Annotated in this window: 14 protein-coding genes; 9 read left to right on the top strand and 5 right to left on the bottom strand. The window is 70.2% G+C overall.

Annotated features, from left to right (window positions below):
• The first annotated feature begins 22 nt into the window (after positions 1-22).
• From BLR95_RS11580 to BLR95_RS11565, 4 genes are all read left to right on the top strand, one after another.
• Complete coding sequence (locus tag BLR95_RS11580; protein WP_218119543.1) at positions 23-1,009, top strand: glycosyltransferase family 2 protein; 987 nt, start codon at positions 23-25, stop codon at positions 1,007-1,009.
• A complete protein-coding gene (locus BLR95_RS11575) occupies positions 1,006-2,523 on the top strand; it encodes a hypothetical protein (protein WP_092620109.1) in 1,518 nt (505 codons plus the stop codon). The genes BLR95_RS11580 and BLR95_RS11575 overlap by 4 nt, the downstream gene beginning before the upstream one ends.
• 120 nt (positions 2,524-2,643) lie before the next feature.
• Positions 2,644-4,023 carry an efflux RND transporter periplasmic adaptor subunit gene (locus BLR95_RS11570; protein WP_092620106.1) on the top strand — a complete coding sequence of 460 codons (1,380 nt, stop codon included), beginning with the start codon at positions 2,644-2,646 and terminating at the stop codon, positions 4,021-4,023.
• On the top strand, positions 4,020-7,157 hold the full coding sequence (locus tag BLR95_RS11565) for an efflux RND transporter permease subunit (RefSeq protein ID WP_092620321.1): 3,138 nt from the start codon (positions 4,020-4,022) through the stop codon (positions 7,155-7,157). Before BLR95_RS11570 ends, BLR95_RS11565 begins: the two co-directional genes overlap by 4 nt.
• Before the next feature lie 89 nt (positions 7,158-7,246).
• On the opposite strand, the gene rnd is transcribed toward BLR95_RS11565, so the two are convergent.
• Positions 7,247-8,413 (bottom strand): ribonuclease D, encoded by a 1,167-nt coding sequence (gene rnd / locus BLR95_RS11560; protein ID WP_092620103.1) that lies wholly within the window; start codon positions 8,411-8,413, stop codon positions 7,247-7,249.
• Between the two features lie 210 nt (positions 8,414-8,623).
• On the opposite strand from rnd, the gene aspS reads away from it, so the two are divergent.
• The 4 genes from aspS (at position 8,624) to BLR95_RS11540 (ending at position 14,426) form a co-directional block, all read left to right on the top strand.
• A complete protein-coding gene (aspS, locus tag BLR95_RS11555) occupies positions 8,624-10,417 on the top strand; it encodes an aspartate--tRNA ligase (RefSeq protein WP_092620100.1) in 1,794 nt (597 codons plus the stop codon).
• Between the two features lie 872 nt (positions 10,418-11,289).
• The gene (locus BLR95_RS11550; RefSeq protein ID WP_092620096.1) at positions 11,290-11,964 is read left to right on the top strand and encodes a response regulator transcription factor; all 675 of its coding nucleotides are present in this window, start codon (positions 11,290-11,292) and stop codon (positions 11,962-11,964) included.
• A 48-nt stretch (positions 11,965-12,012) separates the two neighbouring features.
• Positions 12,013-13,521 carry a sensor histidine kinase gene (locus tag BLR95_RS11545; RefSeq protein ID WP_092620093.1) on the top strand — a complete coding sequence of 503 codons (1,509 nt, stop codon included), beginning with the start codon at positions 12,013-12,015 and terminating at the stop codon, positions 13,519-13,521.
• Between the two features lie 524 nt (positions 13,522-14,045).
• Entirely contained in the window at positions 14,046-14,426 is a 381-nt protein-coding gene (locus tag BLR95_RS11540; RefSeq protein ID WP_092620090.1) for a hypothetical protein, read from the top strand.
• 166 nt (positions 14,427-14,592) lie between these two features.
• Here the strand turns inward: BLR95_RS11540 and BLR95_RS11535 are convergent, their stop codons facing one another.
• Together BLR95_RS11535 and BLR95_RS11530 are read right to left on the bottom strand one after the other, a co-directional pair.
• Positions 14,593-15,405 (bottom strand): ABC transporter permease, encoded by an 813-nt coding sequence (locus tag BLR95_RS11535; protein ID WP_092620087.1) that lies wholly within the window; start codon positions 15,403-15,405, stop codon positions 14,593-14,595.
• Positions 15,402-16,103 carry an ABC transporter ATP-binding protein gene (locus BLR95_RS11530; protein WP_092620085.1) on the bottom strand — a complete coding sequence of 234 codons (702 nt, stop codon included), beginning with the start codon at positions 16,101-16,103 and terminating at the stop codon, positions 15,402-15,404. The genes BLR95_RS11535 and BLR95_RS11530 overlap by 4 nt, the downstream gene beginning before the upstream one ends.
• Before the next feature lie 384 nt (positions 16,104-16,487).
• On the opposite strand from BLR95_RS11530, the gene BLR95_RS11525 reads away from it, so the two are divergent.
• On the top strand, positions 16,488-17,213 hold the full coding sequence (locus BLR95_RS11525; RefSeq protein ID WP_092620082.1) for a Crp/Fnr family transcriptional regulator: 726 nt from the start codon (positions 16,488-16,490) through the stop codon (positions 17,211-17,213).
• Between the two features lie 123 nt (positions 17,214-17,336).
• On the opposite strand, the gene BLR95_RS11520 is transcribed toward BLR95_RS11525, so the two are convergent.
• Together BLR95_RS11520 and BLR95_RS11515 are read right to left on the bottom strand one after the other, a co-directional pair.
• The gene (locus BLR95_RS11520; RefSeq protein WP_143130988.1) at positions 17,337-17,792 is read right to left on the bottom strand and encodes a hypothetical protein; all 456 of its coding nucleotides are present in this window, start codon (positions 17,790-17,792) and stop codon (positions 17,337-17,339) included.
• A 1-nt stretch (position 17,793) separates the two neighbouring features.
• Positions 17,794-18,318: a glycine cleavage system transcriptional repressor gene (locus tag BLR95_RS11515; RefSeq protein ID WP_092620076.1), complete on the bottom strand. Its 525-nt coding sequence runs from the start codon at positions 18,316-18,318 to the stop codon at positions 17,794-17,796.
• Positions 18,319-18,373: the final 55 nt, after the last annotated feature.

Raw genomic sequence — 18,373 nt, 5'->3', positions numbered from 1 at the left:
GCTGCGCCCGGGACAACGCGCCATGGGAGGGGATGCCGTGCGGCTGGTCATCCAGATTCCGTGCTTCAACGAGGAAGCCACCCTGCCGGCGGTGGTCGCCGACCTGCCGCGCCACATCCCCGGCATCGACGACATCCGGGTGCTGGTCATCGACGACGGCTCGACCGACCGCACGGTCGAGGTGGCGCGCCGGCTGGGGGTCGACCACATCCTCGGCAACCGGGTCAACCAGGGGCTGGCCCGCACCTTCCAGGCCGGCATCGACCACGCCCTGGCCCTGGGCGCCGACATCATCGTCAACACCGACGGCGACAACCAGTATGCCGGGGCCTCGATCCCCGATCTGGTGCGCCCGGTGGTCGAGGGGCGGGCCGAGGTGGTGATCGGCGACCGGCGGCCCGACCGCAACCCCGAGTTCCCGTTTCTCAAGCGCCGCCTGCAATGGCTGGGCAGCCGGGTGGTCGGGCGGCTGGCCGGGGTGGCGGTGGGCGATGCCGTCTCGGGCTTTCGCGCCTACAGCCGCGACGCCGCCCTCAAGCTGAACGTGATGACCGCCTTCAGCTACACCACCGAAACCCTGATCCATGCCGGGCAGGGGGGCTTGCGCATCGTCTCGGTGCCGGTGGCGACCAACCCGGCGACGCGGCCCTCGCGGCTGTCGCGCTCGATGTGGGGGTTTTTGTGGAAGCAGCTCATCACCATCGTGCGCAGCGTGTTCATGTACCGCGCGCTGTCGGCCTTCGTCGCCCTGGGGCTGGGCATGGTGCTGCTGGGCACGCTGCCCATCCTGCGCTTTCTCTACTTCTATGTCTCCGGTGACGGCGACGGGCACATCCAGTCGCTGGTCCTGGGCAGCCTGTGTTTTGCCCTGGGCTTCATGACCCTGGTCATCGCCTTCCTCGGCGACGCCGTGGCGACCAACCGCCGGCTTTTGGAAAAGACCCTTGAACGGGTGCGCCGCCTGGAACTGGCAGCCCGTGCCGGCGATGATCCGGACGCCGCCGGGTGAGGCCGATCACGGCGCCATCCCGGGCCGCCCTGGTGGCGCTGGCTCCGGCGCTGCTGCCGGCGCTGCTCGGCGCCGGGCTGTTCGCCCTGCTGGCCGGCGGGGTGCTGTTCGCTCCCCAGGCGCCGCTGTTCGGCACCGACATCTATGACCGCCTGTATCTGGCCCTGGTCGGCGAGGGGCGCTTCGACCTGCCGCCCCGCGTGCTGCGCCTGGAGGGCCACTACACCCCGGACGGCACCGGCTACCTGTACCATGGGCTGGCCCCACTGCTGACCCGTCTGGCCGCCGGCTGGGCGGTCGACCTGTCGCGGGTCTCGCTGGCCGGGGTCTCGGTGTGGCTGTGGGCGGGGCTCGGCACGGCGCTGTGGCACCTCACCCTGGACGGCGTTCTGGGCCAGGGCATGGCGACGTCGCGTCGCCGCCGCGGTTGGGCCCGCCTGGGGCTGGCGGTGCTGGTCTGGCTGGCCGGGCCGGGGCTGCTGGTGGCCGCCAACCACGCCCTGTTCCACGAGCCGCTGGCCGTCGCATATGCCGCCGTCGCCGGGATCGCCTGGCTGCTGGTGGCGGTGGCCCGGGGGCGGCTGTCCCTGGGCGCGGCCCTGCCGCTGCTGGCCCTGGGTGCCGGGCTGGTGCTGCACGCCCGGCCGCATCTGGCGCCGGGGCTGTTCGCCGCCGTGGTCGCCCTGGTCGGGCTGGACCTGTGGCGCCGCCGCCGGGCCGGACTGGCGGTGGCCGCCCTGACCCTGCTGGTGCTGGCCGGGGCGGGGGCGCTGCTGCTTTGGCTCAACCTGGCCCGCTTCGGCGATCCCTGGCTGATGCACGGCAGTTTCGCGCCCTCCGGGCTTCAGTACGGGACCTATTTCTGGGGCGGCGAGGACCCCGCCGGGCCGCGCGCCCAGGCCTTCGAGGCGGAGGGCCGGTTCAGTCCCTGGCGGCTGCCGGCCAACCTGTTCATCCACCTGTTCGACCTCCGGCTGGGCGGGCCGCTGGCCCCGGTGTCCGAGGCCATCGGCGCCATTTTCGAGGGCCTCAAGGGCGGGGTGGGCGAGATCCGGCTGGATGGCCCGTGGACCGGCATGGCCTATCTGTGGCCGCTGTGGCTGCTGCTGGCCGGGGTTGGCCTGGGGGCCGCGATGACACGCCACCCGGTGATCCTGATCGGCCTCGGTGGGCTGCTGGCGGGGACCCTGCTGATGCTCTGCTATCCCACCGTCACCCTGCGCTACAAGGTGGACATGGTCGGTCCGCTGGGCCTGCTGGCGGCCTGCGGGCTGGTCCGCCTGGGGCCCTGGCTGGCCGCCCTGCCGGCCCGGCGGGCGGCGCGGGTCGGCCGACTGGGTGGGCTGCTGATCGCCCTCGGCGCCCTGTTCAGCCTGGCCACGGCGCACGACTACGCCCAGGCATTCCTGACCGACTGGCAGGTGTTCCGCCCGTGGAGTCTGGGCGAGTGCCTGGACATGGCCCGGGCCAGGGGCTTCGACGAGGCCCGGGCGGCGGTGCTGTGCCGGCCCTGAGGGGCGCCTTTTCCCGAGCCAGGAGTTTTCCCGAGCCAGGAGATCAGTCATTGGAGCCGGCCGGGTGGTCGGCTACTCTGCCCATCCCCGATTCCCGTTGCTGGCGCGGAGAGTTGCCCGATGTCCGCCGTTGGTTCCCTGTGGCGCGCCCACTGGAAGAAGCTTCTGATCCTGCCGCCGCTGCTCGGCGCGGTGGCCCTGCTGGCCCTGCTGATCCAGGGCCGCGAGCCCCCCCAGCGCAACGAACTGGGCGAGGAGGCGCGCCACGTGCGCACCATTGAGGTGCCGCGCCTGACCGTGATTCCCCGGGCGGTCGGCTTCGGGCCGGTCAAGCCGGGGCGGGCCTGGGATGCGGTGGCCGAGGTTTCGGGCCGCGTGGTCGAGGTGCATCCCGACCTCAAGCGCGGCGCCATCCTGCCCGCCGGGGCCGAGTTGGTGCGCCTGGACGCCACCGAGTACGAGCTGGCGGTGAGCCAGTTCGACGCCCAGTTGGCCGAGTTGGCCGACCGCGAGTCCAACACCCGCGCCTCGCTGGCCATCGAGCGGCGCAACGCCGAGCTGGCCGCCGCCGACCTTCAGCGCAAGAAGGAGCTGCTGTCGCGCGGCAGTGCCAGCCGGCAAAGCGTCGATGCCGCCGAGCAGGCCCAGTTGGCCAGCCAGCAGGCGGTGCAGTCGCTGAAGAACGAGCTGACCCTGATCCCCGCCCAGCGCCGCCTGCTGCAGGCCCAGCGCGACAACGCGGCGCTCGATCTGGCTCGCACCACCATCCGCGCGCCGTTCGACATCCGCCTCGCCGAGGTCAACGTGGAGACCTCGCAGTACGCCCAGAAGGGCGAACTGCTGGCCATCGGCGACGGCCTCGAGGTGGCCGAGGTGGAAGCCCAGGTGCCGCTGGACCGCATGTTCACCCTGATCGCCCCGGACCGCCGCCCGCTGCCCGAGGTGGGCCAACTGGGCGCCGCCCTGCCCGAGTTGCTGGGGGTGTCGCCCACCGTGCACCTGAGGCTGGGCCAGCACGATCTGGCGTGGCGCGCCCGGCTGGCCCGCATCGCCGACACCGTCGACCCACAGACCCGCACCATCGGGGTCATCGTCGCCGTCGACGACCCCTACCGCAGCGCCATCCCCGGGGTCCGCCCGCCGCTGACCAAGGGCATGTTCGTCGAGGTCGAGCTGGCCGGCCGGCCGCGCCCGGACCGGGTGGCGGTGCCCCGCGCCGCCCTGCACGAGGGGCATGTCTACCTGATCGACCGGGACGACCGGCTGGAGAAGCGGCCGGTCTCGGTGGCCTTCCAGCAAGGCGGGCTGGCCGTTCTCGATGAGGGGCTGGAAGGCGGCGAGACCCTGATCGTCACCGATCTGGTGCCGGCGGTGGCCGGCATGCTGCTGATCGGCGAGGCCGACCCCGAGGCCCTGGCGGCGCTCAAGGCCGAGGCCGGCGGCAAGGCGGTCGATCCCAAGGCGTGGGCTCCGGCCGCCGGCGGGACCACCTCGCGATGATCCGCTATTTCGCCGACCACCCGACCGCCGCCAACCTGCTGCTCATCGCCTTGCTGGTGCTCGGGCTGGCCGCCCTGCCCGAGCTCAAGCGCGAGACCTTCCCCGACATCCCCAGCGACGAGGTGCAGATCAGTGTGATCTACCCCGGGGCCACCGCGCTGGAGGTGGAGGACGCCATCTGCCAGCGGGTGGAAGAGTCGCTGGACGGCATCCTGGGCCTTGCCGAAACCCGCTGCTCGGCCCGCGAGGGGGCGGCCACCCTGATCGCCGAAAAGGAGGAGGGGATGGCCATGGCCCCCTTCCTGGACGACGTGAAAAGCGCCGTGGAGGGCATCGACACCTTCCCCGACGACGTCGAGCGGCCGGTGGTCAAGGAGTTGGGGCAGACCGACTACGTGACCTCCATCGCCCTCACCGGGCCGATGCCGGTGACCCACCTGAAGGCCCTGGCCGAGGAGGTGAAGGACGAGCTGTTGGCCGAACCGGCCATCGCCCAGGTCTCCGTCGAGGGTTTCGCCGACCGCCAGATCCGCATCGAGGTGCCGCGCGCCACCCTCAACCGCTATGGCCTGTCGGTGCAGGATCTGGCCCAGGCCATCGGCGAGCAGAGCCTGGACCGCCCCGGCGGCACCCTGGAAAGCGCCGAGGGCAACCTTCTGATCCGCTTCGAGGACGAGCGCCGCGCCGTGGAGGGCTTCGCCGATCTGGTGGTGTTCTCCGGCGACAGCGGCGGCGAGGTGCGCCTGGGCGACATCGCCACCATCGAGGACCGCTTCGAGAACGCCGACAACCAGATCACCTTCAACGGCCGGCGGGCCGCCTTCCTGCGCGTGGTCAAGAACAAGGACCAGGATTCGCTGGAGGCCATCGGCGCCGTGAACCGCGTCGTCGACACCGTGCAGGCCACCTCGCCGGCCGGGGTGGAGTTGACCGTCACCCAGGACATCACCTCGATCGTCGACGACCGGCTGACCATGCTCAGCCGCAACGGGTTGACCGGTCTGCTCCTGGTCTTTGCCATCATGTGGCTGTTTTTCGGGCTGCGCTTCAGCTTCTGGGTGGCGGCCGGGCTGCCGGTCAGCTTCATGGGCGCCTTTTTCGTGATGAACCTGTTGGGCTACTCCATCGACATGATCTCGATGGTTGGCCTCCTGATCGGCGTCGGCCTGTTGATGGACGACGCCATCGTCATCTCGGAGAACATCGCCGCCAAGCTCCGGGACGGGCATTCGCCCTTCGAGGCGGCGGTCAGCGGCACCCGGCAGGTGGCGCCCGGGGTGATCGCCTCGTTCCTGACCACGGTCTGCGTCTTCGGCTCGCTGATCTTCCTCTCCGGGCGCATGGGGGCCATCCTTGGGGTGATGCCGGCCATCCTGATCATGGTGCTGGCGGTCAGCCTGATCGAGGCCTTCCTGATCCTGCCCCATCATCTGGTCCATTCGTTGCAGAAATCGCCGGAGCGCCGCTCGCCCCTGCTTACCGCCGTCGACCGGGGCTTCGAGACGGTGCGCCACGGGGTGGTCGAGCCGGCGGTGGCCTGGGCGGTGCGCTGGCGCTATCTCACCGTCGGCCTGCTGCTCGCCGCCTTGATCCTGTCGATCGGCATGATCCCGGCCGGGGTGGTCAAGTTCCGCGCCTTCCCGGACCTCGAGGGCGACACCGTCCAGGCCCGCATCCTTTTGCCCGAGGGCACTCCCCTGGCCCGCACCGAGGCCCTGGCCCAGCATATCGTCCAGGCGCTGGACGAGGTCGCCGCCGAGATGGCCGACCGCCAGCCCGAGGGCCGGCGGCTGGTCGAGAACGTCGGCGTCACCTACGGCCAGCACGCCGACGTGGCGGAAAGCGGGCCCCATCTGGCCACCGTCAACGTCGATCTGTTGAGCGCCGAGATCCGTCAGGGCAGCACCGACGAGATCACCACCCGCTGGCGCGACAAGGTCGGCCCGGTGCCCGACGCCATCAGCCTGATCTTCACCGAACGGGAAATGGGTCCGGCCGGGCGGCCCATCGACATCCGCCTCTCCGGCCCCGACCTGGAGGAGTTGAAAGGCGCCTCGCACGCCCTGATGGACTGGCTGGGCCACTACCGCGGCGTCCACGACCTGAGCGACGATCTGCGCCCCGGCAAGCCCGAGCTGCGCCTGAGCCTGCGCGACGGGGCCGGCGCGCTGGGCATCACCGGGGAGATGATCGCCGCCCAGATCGGCGCCGCCTTCCAGGGGGTGACCGTCGACGAGATCCAGATCGGCCCCGAATCCTATGAGATCGACGTCCGCCTGGCCGAGGCCGACCGCGACGGTCTGGAGGACCTGGACCGCTTCCACATCAAGGCGCCGAGCGGCGCCCTGGTTCCTTTGAGCGCCGTGGCCACGGTCACCCAGGATCGCGGTTTCGCCCTGATCAGCCGGGTCGACGGGCGGCGCACGGTGACCATCCAGGGCCTGATGGATACCGAGATCGCCAACGCCAACGAGGTGCTGGCCGACACCCGGGTCCGCTTCCTGCCCGAGCTTGAGGAGCGCTTTCCCCGGGTGAAGCTGGAAATGGAAGGCCAACGCGCCGAAAGCGAGGAGACCATGGGCTCCATGCAGCGCAACTTCCTGATCGGTCTGGTCGGGGTGTTCCTGCTGCTGTCCTTCCAGTTCAAGAGCTACATCGAGCCCTTCACCATCATGCTGGCCATCCCCATGGGGCTGATCGGGGTGATCTGGGGCCACTTCTTCCAGGGGCTGGAGTTGTCCATGCCCTCGATGATGGGGATGGGCTCGCTGGCCGGGGTGGTGGTCAACGACACCATCCTGCTGGTCGAGTTCATCAAGCAGGGGCGGCGCGACGGCCTGTCCGCCGAGGAGGCGGCGGTGCGCGCCTCGCGCCAGCGTTTCCGGGCCATCTTCCTAACCTCGGTGACCACCGTCGCCGGCCTCACCCCGCTGTTGCTGGAAACCAGCCTGCAGGCCCAGGTGCTGATCCCGCTGGCGACCAGCCTCGCCTTCGGGCTGACCTCGGCCACCATCCTGTCGCTGCTGCTGATCCCCGCCGCCTACTGCATCCTCGACGACTTCGGCCTGACCGTGCCCAGGCATGTCCTGCACGGCAAGGGTCTGGCCCACCACGCCGGCCACGCCGAAGCCTGACCGGCAGGCGGCCGGGCCCAGGGGAGTGTGGCCAGGGAAGGGGGCCAGGGGAAGAGGGTCAGGGGAGGGGACGGCGCTCCCCTCGGGGGTCAGTGGGGATCGTCGAGCTCGACGGCTTCGATGTGTTTGCCGTCCGGGCTGACCGCCAGGGCCAGCCGGCCGTGCTTGAGGTCCAGCGCGTCGTGGCCGAAGACCTCGCGCCGCCAGCCGGTGAGGGCGGGGACGTCGGCGTTGTCGTCGGCGGCGATGGCTTCCAGATCCTCGGTGTTGGCGATCAGGCGGTGCGCCACCTGGTTTTCCTCGCAGCGCATCTTCAGCAGCACTTTGAGGAGGTCGACCATGGGCCCCAGGCCCGGCGGCAGATCGCGCCGGGGCGGCGGCTCGGGGCAGTCTTCCTCGGGCACGGCCAGACCACGGGCCACCGCCTCGATCATCAGCGGCCCGAAGCGGCCCTTGGCGACCCCGGCCGGCAGGGCGCGCACGCGGGCCAGGTCCTCGACCGTCCGCGGGGTCTGGGCGGCGACTTCCAGCAGCGCGTCGTCCTTGACCAGACGCTGGCGGGGCATGTCGCGACTCTGGGCCTCGCGCTCGCGCCAGGCGGCCAGTTCGCGCAGCACGGCCAGAAAGCGCGGGGCGCGGCTTTTGGCCTTCAGGCGCTTCCAGGCGTCTTCCGGGCGGTTCAGGTAGGCCTCGGGGTTGGTCAGGCTGTCCAGCTCGGCCTTCACCCAGTGGGCGCGGCCGGTCTTCTCCAGGCGGTTGGCCAGCTTGCGGTGGATGCCGCGCAGGTGGGTGACGTCGCCCAGGGCATAGGTGATCTGGCGGTCGGTGAGCGGGCGGTGCGACCAGTCGGTGAAGCGCGAGGACTTGTCGATCTGCACCTTCATCAGGCGCTTGACCAGGGTCTCGTAGCCCACCTGATCGCCGAAGCCGCAGACCATGGCGGCCAGCTGGGTGTCGAACAGCGGCCTGGGGAACTCGCCCATCAGGTTGAAGAAGATTTCCAGGTCCTGGCGGGCGGCGTGGAAAACCTTCAGCACCGCCTCGTTCTTCATCAGGTCGAACAGCGGGGCGAGGTCGATGCCCTCGGCCAGGGCGTCGATGCAGCGGGCCTCGTCGGGGCCGGCCATCTGGACCAGGCACAGCCGGGGCCAGTAGGTGCTGTCGCGCAGGAATTCGGTGTCGACCGTCACCATCTCGGCCTGGGCCAGACGGTCGCAGAATTCGGCCAGGGAGTCGGTGTCTGAAATCAGCGGCATGGGGGTTTTGATACACCGCCCGTGGGCCGGCGGCAAGCGCCCCCGCGGGGGCGCGCGCAAGGTACCGCGCAAGGCACGGCCCAAGGCACCGCGCAAGGCACCGTCGGGCGCCTTGGTTGACAAGCCGCCCGGGGGTGCCGGATAAGAAGCCCGCGCCGCCGGACCCTGGTCCCGCGCCCCCTTTTCCTTCTGCCCAAGGTACTCGCGCCCATGCACGCCTACCGCACCCACACCTGCGGCGCCCTGACGGCCGCCGACGAAAAGGCCACCGTCCGCCTGTCCGGCTGGGTTCACAGGAAGCGCGACCACGGCAATCTGCTGTTTGTCGACCTGCGCGACCACTACGGCCTGACCCAGGTGGTGTGCGATGTCTCCAGCCCGGTCTTCGCCGCCCTGGAAGGGGCGCGGACGGAAAGCGTGCTGACGGTCACCGGGCGGGTGGTCAAGCGCAGTCCGGAGACGGTCAACCCGCGCCTTCCGACCGGCGAGATCGAGGTGGTGGCCGAGGCGGTGGAGGTGCAGTCCACGGCCGAGGTGCTGCCCCTTCAGGTGGCCGGCGACCAGGAGTTCCCGGAGGACCTTCGGCTGCGCTACCGCTACCTGGACCTCAGGCGCGAGGAGGTCCACGCCAACATGGTGCTGCGCAGCCGGATCATCACCTCGCTGCGCCGGCGGATGACCGAGCAGGGGTTCCTGGAATACCAGACGCCGATCCTCACCGCCTCCAGCCCCGAGGGGGCGCGCGACTTCCTGGTCCCGTCGCGCCTGCATCCGGGGCAGTTCTACGCCCTGCCCCAGGCCCCGCAGCAGTTCAAGCAGTTGCTGATGGTGGCCGGCTTCGACCGCTATTTCCAGATCGCGCCCTGTTTCCGCGACGAGGACAGCCGGGCCGACCGCTCGCCGGGCGAGTTCTATCAGCTTGATTTCGAGATGAGCTTCGTCACCCAGGACGACGTGTTCGCGGCCATCGAGCCGGTGCTGGAAGGGGTGTTCCAGGAGTTCGCCAACGGCCGCGCGGTGACCCCGGCGCCCTTCCCGCGCATTCCTTATGACGAGGCGATGCTGAAGTACGGCTCGGACAAGCCGGACCTGCGCAACCCGCTGATCATCACCGACGTGACGGAAGCCTTCGCCGGTGGCGGCTTCGGGCTGTTCGCCAAGCTGATCGACGGCAAGGGGGCGGCGGTGCGCGCCATCCCGGCGCCGGGCGCGGCCGGGCGCCCGCGCGGCTGGTTCGACAAGCTGAACGACTGGGCGCGCGAGAACGGGGCCGGTGGCCTCGGCTACATCGTCTATGGCGAGGGCGGCGAGACCAAGGGGCCGATCGCCAAGAACCTGGAAGCCGACCGGGTGGCCCGGATCAAGGAGATGGCCGGCCTGAAGGACGGCGACGCGGTGTTCTTCGCCTGCGACGCCCCCCTGAAGGCCGCCAAGTTCGCCGGTCTGGTGCGCACCAAGGTCTGCGACGAGCTTGATATGCTGGAAACCGGCGCCTTCAAGTTCTGCTGGACGGTCGACTTCCCGATGTTCGAGCTGAACGAGGACAGCGGGCAGATCGAGTTCAGCCACAACCCCTTCTCCATGCCCCAGGGCGGGCTGGAGGCGCTGGAAACCCAGGACCCGCTGACCATCAAGGCCTTCCAGTACGACATCGTGTGCAACGGCGTGGAGCTGTCCTCGGGCGCCATCCGGAACCATCGCCCGGACATCATGTACAAGGCCTTCGAGATCGCCGGGTACAGCAAGGAGCATGTGGAAGAGCATTTCGGCGGCATGCTCAACGCCTTCAAGTTCGGGGCGCCGCCGCACGGTGGCGCGGCGCCGGGGGTGGACCGCATGGTGATGCTGCTGGCCGACGAGCCGAACATCCGCGAGGTGATCCTGTTCCCCATGAACGGCCAGGCCCAGGACCTTCTGATGCAGGCCCCCAACGGGGTGTCGGCGCGCCAGCTCAAGGAGCTTCACATCAAGCTCGACCTGCCGCCGGAGCCGAAGAAGGACTGATACCCGAAGGCGATGATGAGGAACTCATCGCCGGTTGGTATGAAAGGGGCTTTGCCCCTTTGAAACCCCACCGGGGGACCAAGGTGGTCCCCCGGACCCCCTCCATTCATTGATGGATCGCCGAGCGAGCCGACGGATTTCCGCACGCAGGCCTTGGCCTGCACCATTGGGGGGGCGAGCTCCGGCCGCGTGCCCCTTCCCCGGTTGTTTTCGCAGGCCAGCTTCGCTGGCCTGCACCCAAAAACCATGGCGCGTTCCACTCAGAGGCAACGATTGTCCCCCAACGACTGGAGGGGGCCGGGGAAGCCCTGCTTCCCCGGTGGGGGTTTGGGGGCAAAGCCCCCAACTTGGTGCCCGTACGCTTGCGCCTCCGCCAAGCGTCGCCCCAAAAAGAAGGTGGCGGCGCCCGAGGGGAGGGCGCCGCCCCAGTTTCCAAACGATAGAATCGGTGGCGGCGGTTGAAGGGTGCGCTTGCGTCCGCACCACACACAGTCCCAAAAAGAAGGTGGCGGCGCCCGAGGGGAGGGCGCCGCCACCGTCTTGCCGTTCCAGAGCCCGAGAGGGAAGGCTCTTTCTTGTCGAGGCCCTGTCCTGATCGCCGGCTTGAGAGAACCGTTGACCCGGACGGGGAAAGGGACCTCAGGAGGGGGGATGCAACGAGAAGGACCAGGGAAGGAGGGAGGACCATTCCATGCCGTCGCCCCGCTTGGGGACAATCGGCCTTTCCAGGGAACCCGCCTGTTCAGGCCTGCCGTTTCATCGGCCATGCTGTGATTGTGAGATTGCCAGACTGGGCCTGACCCGGCCGTTGCCGTGGAATTAACTTTTGGTAATTTCGCCCTGTCGTGGGCTCGGGCTTATGATCCGCCATCATGCGCATTCTCTTGATCGAGGACGACATCGAAGCCGCCGACTACCTGGCCAAGGGCTTACGGGAAAGCGGCTTCACCGTGGACCATGCCGACAACGGCATGGACGGGCTTTATTTGGCCTCGAACGAGGACTACGACGCCGCCATCGTGGACCGCATGCTGCCCAAGATGGACGGCCTGACCGTGGTCGAGACGCTGCGCAAGATGGGCAAGCAGACGCCGGTTCTGTTCCTCTCGGCGCTCGGCGAGGTGGACGACCGGGTGAAGGGCCTGAAGGCCGGCGGCGACGACTATCTGGCCAAGCCCTATGCCTTTTCCGAGCTTCAGGCCCGATTGGAGGCGCTGTTGCGCCGGCGCGCCGGGGAGGCCCCGCAGTCGCGGCTGCGGGTGGCCGATCTGGAGATGGACCTTTTGGCCCGCACGGTGAAGCGCGGCGACACGCCGATCCAGTTGCAGCCCCGCGAGTTCCGCCTGCTTGAATACCTGCTGCGCCACGCCGGGCAGGTGGTGACCCGGACCATGCTGCTGGAAAACGTCTGGGACTATCACTTCGACCCGCAGACCAACGTCATCGACGTCCACATCTCGCGCCTGCGCCAGAAGGTGGACAAGGACTTCGATCCGCCGCTGATCCAGACCGTGCGCGGCGCCGGCTATTGCGTGCGCGGTGGCTGAGCGCGCCGGTGGTCCGGCGGCGTCTCTATTCCGGCCGGTGAATGAGCCATGATCGGGCGGCTGTTCCGCACCTCCACCTTCCGTCTGGCGCTGATCTCGGTGTCGCTGTTCGCGGCGCTGGGCATGAGCGTGCTGGCCTTCGTCAATTTCTCGACCCTGGCCCTGCTCGACAACCAGATCAACACCGCCATCGAGACCGAGATCGCCGGCCTGGCCGACATCTACAAGCGGCGCGGGGCGCTTGGCATGGTGGGGGCGATCAACGAGCGGGTGAACGGCTTCCAGGGGCGGCGCCACCTGTACATGGTGGTCGACGAGCGCGGCGTGCCGCTGGTCGGCAACATGGCCGCCTGGCCCGAGCAGCCGGCCGATGCCGACGGCTGGATCACCTTCGACGTGACCGCCAACGCCGAGGGCCAGACGGTGCGCGTGCCGGCCCGGGCGCGCGGCTTTTCCATGGACAGCGGCCTGCGCCTGCTGGTCGGCCGCGACATGAGCGAGGTGGTCAGCTTCAAGGCGGTGATCGAGACCTCGATGCTGTGGGCGATCGGCCTGACCGTGATGCTGGGCGCCCTGGGCGGCCTTCTGATGAGCCGCAACGCGGTGCGCCGGATCGACCAGATCAACCGCACGGTGCGCACCATCTTCAAGGGCGACCTGTCGCAGCGGGTGCCGATCACCGGGGCCGGCGACGAGTACGACCAGCTTTCCGAGAACCTCAACGCCATGCTCGGGCGCATCGACAAGCTGGTGCGGGCGATGCGCGAGGTGACCGACAACATCGCCCACGACCTGCGCTCGCCGCTCAACCGGCTGCGCTCGCGGCTCGAGGTGACGCTGCTCTCCGATCAGGCCGGACGCGAGGACTACCAGACCACCCTGGAAGGGGCGATCGCCGACACCGACAGCATTCTGTCCACCTTCAACGCCCTGCTTTCCATCGCCCGCATCGAGGGCGAGAGTTCGCGGGCCAGCTTTGTCGAGGTGGATCTGACCCGGCTGATGGACGATGTCTGCGAGATGTATCAGCCGGTGGCCGAGGACGCCGGTCAGGACCTGGCCTGGTACAGCCTGTCGGCCAAGGGCGACGGGGCCGAGCCGCCGCCGCCCCGGGTGATGGGCGAGCCGCCGCTGATCGGTCAGGCGCTGGCCAACATGCTGGACAACGCCATCAAGCACGGGCCCTCGGGCAGCCGCATCGCGGTGACGGTGCGCGCCGAGGGCTCGGCGGTGCGCCTCTCGGTGGCCGATGGCGGTCCCGGCATCCCGCCCGAGGCCCGGGACAGCGTGCTGGAGCGTTTCGTGCGTCTGGAGGCCAGCCGCCACACCCCGGGCACCGGGTTGGGGCTGTCGCTGGTCGCCGCGGTGGCCGAGCGCCACGGGGCGCAACTGGAGCTGGACGACAACCGGCCGGGGCTGGTCATCACCCTGGCCTTCCCGTCGATCCCGGCCTTCCTGGCCGAGACCGCGCCGCCGGGTGGCGGGGCCGGGCGGCTGGCCCGCTGGTGGCGCCGGCGTGCCGAGGCCGAGTCGAAAGGTGACGAGGCGGTGGCATGAAAAGCCCCGACGCGCCGGGAGGGGTGGCGCGCCGGGGCCGGGGTGACGGCGGAGGGAGCACCGACACCCACTGAACGCCAGGCCGGAGGGGGGATGGAGGGGGGGACCGTCTCCGACCCGGCGCCCGGGGTAGGGGTTTTGGCACCCGGGGGTGCCGTAACCCCGGGCCCGGGATGGGGGTGGCCCCGCGAACGGGAACCACACCCCACCGATCAGTCTTTCACACGTCTTTTTGTCACCAAAGGGCTGCACTCGAAGGTTTGGCGGGACTTTCTCGTCATCCACGCCCTCCATATGGGTCGACTGTCTGACCGAGACATTGCGGGTACATTAAGGCTTGTTCATAAACCCGGCCGCCCGCCGGAGTCCGGCATGCCCCCGGAAAAGCAAAGGATACTTGTCACGTTGCGGTGCAACGCCTAACATTGCGCCGGATCGTCAGGGAGGGGCGTCCGTGCCGTCGGCCGTGCCTGCCCGGGTCCGCATTTCCGAGGGAAATCCTGCCACCAAGGGGGATACGGGGCATGTTCGAAATTCTTGTCGCCGGTGCGGGTATCTTCATTACCCTCGCCCACATCTACCTCACCCACCTGAAGCAGAAGGAAGGCCTCTACGAGCGCCGCCTGAAGCTGGTCGAGACGGTGACCAAGGCCGGCAAGGCCGACGCCGCCGCCGTGGCCGAGGCCAAGCGCCTGTTCCGTCCGGCCGTCGCCAAGGCCTTCGTGGCCGCCAGCGAGGCCCAGGGAGACGAGGCCAAGGCCAAGGTCGAGGAGCTGACCGAGAAGGTCAGCCCGGATCTGGACATGGCCGAGCCGTTCTGGCAGTGGGTCGTGCGTGGTGCCGTCAACTGGTACCAGTGCGGTCGCGCCTTCGCCGTCTCCAAGATGGGCGGCGCCAAGGCGTAAAGCATATGGCCGCTCCGCCACCGCTCGGCGGTGGCGGCAGACAAGGAAAACGCGCTCCCAGTTCCCGGGAGCGCGTTTTTCTTTGTTGGGCCGTTCGGGCGGCGCCCTATGGGGCTGGTTTGGTTCGGGCGGCGCCCTATGGGGCTGGTTTGGTTTGGGCGGCGCCCTAAGGGGCGCCGGGGCGCAGGCGATCCAGCCGCAGGCGGTGGCGCTTGTCGGTCAGCCGCAGTGCCCCCAACGTGGTGGCGCCCAGGGTGCCCAGGCCGGTGGCCCCGGCGATCAGGAACATCACCAGGATCTGATAGCGGACCGCCTCCAGCGGCGGCGCGCCGGCCAGGATCTGGCCGGTCATCATGCCCGGGATGGAGACCAGCCCGATCGCCGACATGGCGTTGACCACCTGCATCAGGCCGGCCCGCAGGGCCTCGCGCAGGACGTGGTTGAGGGCCTTGAGGCGGGGCGCGCCGAGGGCCAGCCGGGCCTCGATGGCGGCCCGCTCGCGGTCGGCTCGGGTGGCCAGGGTGTCCAATCCCAGGCTGACCCCGGTCATGGTGTTGCCCAGGATCATGCCGAGCAGCGGCAGGGCATAGCGCGGCGCATACCAGGGATCGGCCCCGATCTGGGTCGACAGGGCGAACAGGGTGATCAGCCCGGCGACCACGGCCATGGTCCCGGTGCCCAGGCCATAGGCCCACCAGCCGCTCAGGCGGCGGCTCTGGCGGGCCGTCACCTCGCGGCCGGCGAAGAGGATCATGACCAGGGCGGCGAGGCCGGTCCACAGCGGGTCGGTGAGGGCGAACAGTTGCTCCAGGACCAGGCTCAGCAGGCCCAACTGGACCACCATGCGCAGGGCGGCCCACAGCAGGCGCCGCGCCACCCCCAGGTCGAGGGCCAGCGACAGCCCGGCGTTGAGCAGCAGGAGGGTGGCGGCCAGCGCCAGATCGAGGGTGTCGAGGCTCAGATAATCGGGCGAGGTCATGCCGCCGCCTCGTCATCGGCCGGGGTCAGCCGGCCCTCGGCCAGCCGCAGCCGGCGGTCGGCCAGCCGCGCCGCCTGGGCCGGGTTGTGGGTGGTGAAGAGCAGGGCAACGCCGTCGGCGACCAATTCCGCCAGCAGGTCCTCGACCAGCCCGGTGGTTTCCGGGTCGAGCGCCGCGGTCGGTTCGTCGAGCAGCAGCACGGCCGGCCACTCGCCGCCCTCCCGGCACAGCAGGCGGACCAGGGCCAGGCGCTGGCTTTCCCCCTCGGACAAGCGGCTGACCGGCCAGTCCATCACCGGCGTGGCGTCGTCGCCGCCCACGCCGAGCCGCCCGGCCAGACGCGCCCCGGCCTCGCGGTCCTCGAAATGGGCCCCCACCGTGGCCGCCCACCAGCCGGGCCGGGCGGCGCCGTAGGCCACCTGACGGCGCCAGGCCGGGCCGCTCAGGCGGTCGCGCGGGGTGTCGTTCAGGCTGACCGCGCCGGGCGCCGGGTCGAGGTCGGCCAGGGCGCGCAGCAGGCGGCTCTTGCCGGCTCCGGAGGGGCCTTCCACGGCCACCGCCTCGCCGCCCTCGAGGTCGAGGTCGAAGCGGCCGGGGCCGACCGTCAGGCCGCGCGCCCGCAGGCGCACCGGGGCGACGGCCGGCGGGGGGCGCCGGGGCGGTGATGCGGTCGGGCAGGGGGCGGATGAGGCGGGCATTCACGCTTGGTCTTGGCGGTCGGGGGACCTATCATACCAGTCCCCGGGGCCGGCCGCGACGGTCGGTGCCCGGCGCCAGGGATCAACGAGAAGGGACCGCCTTGCAAGGCCGTGTCCCCTGGCATCCTGGCGCGACGGCCCATATGTGTTGGCTCCCGGCCCTGTGACCGGCGGCCGACCCTGACGGTCGCCGGGGCCATTCAGGCAGGGCGACAACAACGCGGACTCGGGCAAGGGGCCATGCGAACCCGCGGTCACGGCAGTGTGGGTGATGGCAGTGTGGTTGACGGTGCGGCCGGGTGTGAGCCCATTGCGCTCCGGGGGGCGACTTTTGGCCGGAATCCGGAGCCCCGCCAACCGGAGACCTTCGGAGGACCGCCCGAAATGAAGGGCCAGAGGATCAAGGCAGCCTGGCGCGGACAGGCGGACTGCAGTGGTTGCGCCATCCGCGATCTGGCCCTGTTCGCCGACCTGATGGAACAAGACTTCAACCTGATCCACCTGCCGATCGAGGAAGAGGTGCTGCCGGCCGGTCGGGTGATCTACAACGCCGGCGATCCCGGCCGGGCCCTGTTCACGGTGCGCTCCGGGCTGGTCAAGCTGGTCCAGTATCTGGCCGACGGCACCCAGCGCATCGTCCGCCTGCTGAGGGCCGGCGACACGGTCGGCCTGGAAGCCATCCTGTCGCAGCCCTATGCCCACACGGCGGTGGTCCTGCACCCGGCCCTGGTCTGCAAGATCCCGCGCGAGGTGGTGGAGCGCCTGTCGGTCGAGACGCCGCGCCTGCACCATCAGTTGATGCAGCGCTGGAGCGAGGCGGTGAACCGGGCCGACCGCTGGCTGACCGCCCTGTCCACCGGCAGCGCCCGGGCCCGGGTGGCCCGCCTGCTGCTGCTGCTGGCCGAGGCGGCGGAGGTTGGCGAGAACAGCGCCGCGCCCCCCGAATGCGCCTTGTTCAGCCGCGAGGACATCGGCGCCATGCTCGGCGTGACCACCGAGACGGCCAGCCGCACCATTGCCGAATTCCGCCGCCAGGGGGTGATCTCGGAAAACAGATCCAACCTGTTCGCCTGCGACATGGAGGCCCTGCGGGCCATCGCCGGCGAGTAGCCGGCGTTCCCAGAGTCTTCGGCGAGTAGCCGGCGTTCCCAGAGTCTTCGGCGAGTAGCCGGCTTTCCCGAGGCTTCGGCGAGTAGACGGCGTTCCCGGGGCTTCGGCGAATAGGTGGCGCCCTTACCCGCTTAGGGGCGGCAGGCTGGCCAGGAAGCGCTCGCGGTCGAAGCCGCCGTCGCGGCCCAGGGGCAGCCGGGCGGCGCTCTGCAACAGGGCGGGATGGAACCACGGCGCGCCGCCCCGGCCCGGGCGGAAGAAGTCGGCCAGGCGCGCCTCTTCGGCCAACAGGCCGATCAATCCGATCAGCCTCAGGCACAACGACATGCCGCGCGGGGTGTCGAGCCGCACCTCGCGGGCCAGGGCGCGGCTCCAGCAGCGCAGATCGGGGTCGGCCAGCAGGACATGGATCTGGTCGCCGTCGGCCGGCTGGAAGCGCACCCCCAGGGGCGGCCCGGCAAGCCCGGCATGACCGGCCCGGGTGGCGGTGTCCCAGGCCTCGGTGAGGGCGCGCACGGTGACCGGGGGCAATTCGTCCGGCCCCATCCCAAGCTCGATCACCGGCCCCTGCCTGCTCACCTCAGGCGCTTTCGTAGTGGCAGGTCAGGCCCAACTCGCCGGCCGTGTTGGTCAGGGTGGCGAGACACGAGCCGACGTTGCGCGGCGGGATGGCCACCTCGAAGCGCATCACGTAGCTCGGGCTGCCGGGCAGACGCTCGGCGTCCAGGCGCACCACGTTGACCTTGTACTGCACGAACGACTCGGCGACCCGGGCGATCAGGCCGGGCCGGTTGTCGCCGACCATGCGAATGCGGTGGCTGATGACGCGCTCCGGCGCCGCTTCGCTGGGGGGCGCCACCGGGTCGACCGCGATGCGGGCGTCGTGGGCTTCCGGCAGGGCGGCCAGGGCGGCGGCGATCTCCTCGCGGCTGACCTCGGCCGGCATGTCGACCACGGCGCTGAACTCGGCCGCCCCGGCGAGCACCGCGAAACTGCTGTCCCCCAGGTCGCCGCCCAGGTCGAACAGGGTGGCGCAGACGGCGGCGACCAGCCCGGTGCGGTCCGGGCAGGCGAGGGAGATCAGGTAGCTGTCGCGATCACGCATGGCAGGTACTTCCATGGCAGGGACTTCCGAAACCGGGGATGGACACACAGGCGGG

It is taken from the genome of Roseospirillum parvum (assembly GCF_900100455.1).
GTDB lineage: Bacteria > Pseudomonadota > Alphaproteobacteria > Rhodospirillales > Rhodospirillaceae > Roseospirillum > Roseospirillum parvum.
This window is presented reverse-complemented; position numbering and strand designations above follow the sequence as displayed.

What these genes read in the sequence shown, in the direction of transcription:
- BLR95_RS11580 (WP_218119543.1), top strand. Translation starts at nt 23, where the DNA reads ATGGGAGGGGATGCCGTGCGGCTGGTCATCCAGATTCCGTGCTTCAAC.
- BLR95_RS11570 (WP_092620106.1), top strand. Translation starts at nt 2,644, where the DNA reads ATGTCCGCCGTTGGTTCCCTGTGGCGCGCCCACTGGAAGAAGCTTCTG.
- BLR95_RS11565 (WP_092620321.1), top strand. Translation starts at nt 4,020, where the DNA reads ATGATCCGCTATTTCGCCGACCACCCGACCGCCGCCAACCTGCTGCTC.
- rnd (WP_092620103.1), bottom strand. Translation starts at nt 8,413, where the DNA reads ATGCCGCTGATTTCAGACACCGACTCCCTGGCCGAATTCTGCGACCGT.
- aspS (WP_092620100.1), top strand. Translation starts at nt 8,624, where the DNA reads ATGCACGCCTACCGCACCCACACCTGCGGCGCCCTGACGGCCGCCGAC.
- BLR95_RS11550 (WP_092620096.1), top strand. Translation starts at nt 11,290, where the DNA reads ATGCGCATTCTCTTGATCGAGGACGACATCGAAGCCGCCGACTACCTG.
- BLR95_RS11545 (WP_092620093.1), top strand. Translation starts at nt 12,013, where the DNA reads ATGATCGGGCGGCTGTTCCGCACCTCCACCTTCCGTCTGGCGCTGATC.
- BLR95_RS11540 (WP_092620090.1), top strand. Translation starts at nt 14,046, where the DNA reads ATGTTCGAAATTCTTGTCGCCGGTGCGGGTATCTTCATTACCCTCGCC.
- BLR95_RS11535 (WP_092620087.1), bottom strand. Translation starts at nt 15,405, where the DNA reads ATGACCTCGCCCGATTATCTGAGCCTCGACACCCTCGATCTGGCGCTG.
- BLR95_RS11530 (WP_092620085.1), bottom strand. Translation starts at nt 16,103, where the DNA reads ATGCCCGCCTCATCCGCCCCCTGCCCGACCGCATCACCGCCCCGGCGC.
- BLR95_RS11525 (WP_092620082.1), top strand. Translation starts at nt 16,488, where the DNA reads ATGAAGGGCCAGAGGATCAAGGCAGCCTGGCGCGGACAGGCGGACTGC.
- BLR95_RS11515 (WP_092620076.1), bottom strand. Translation starts at nt 18,318, where the DNA reads ATGCGTGATCGCGACAGCTACCTGATCTCCCTCGCCTGCCCGGACCGC.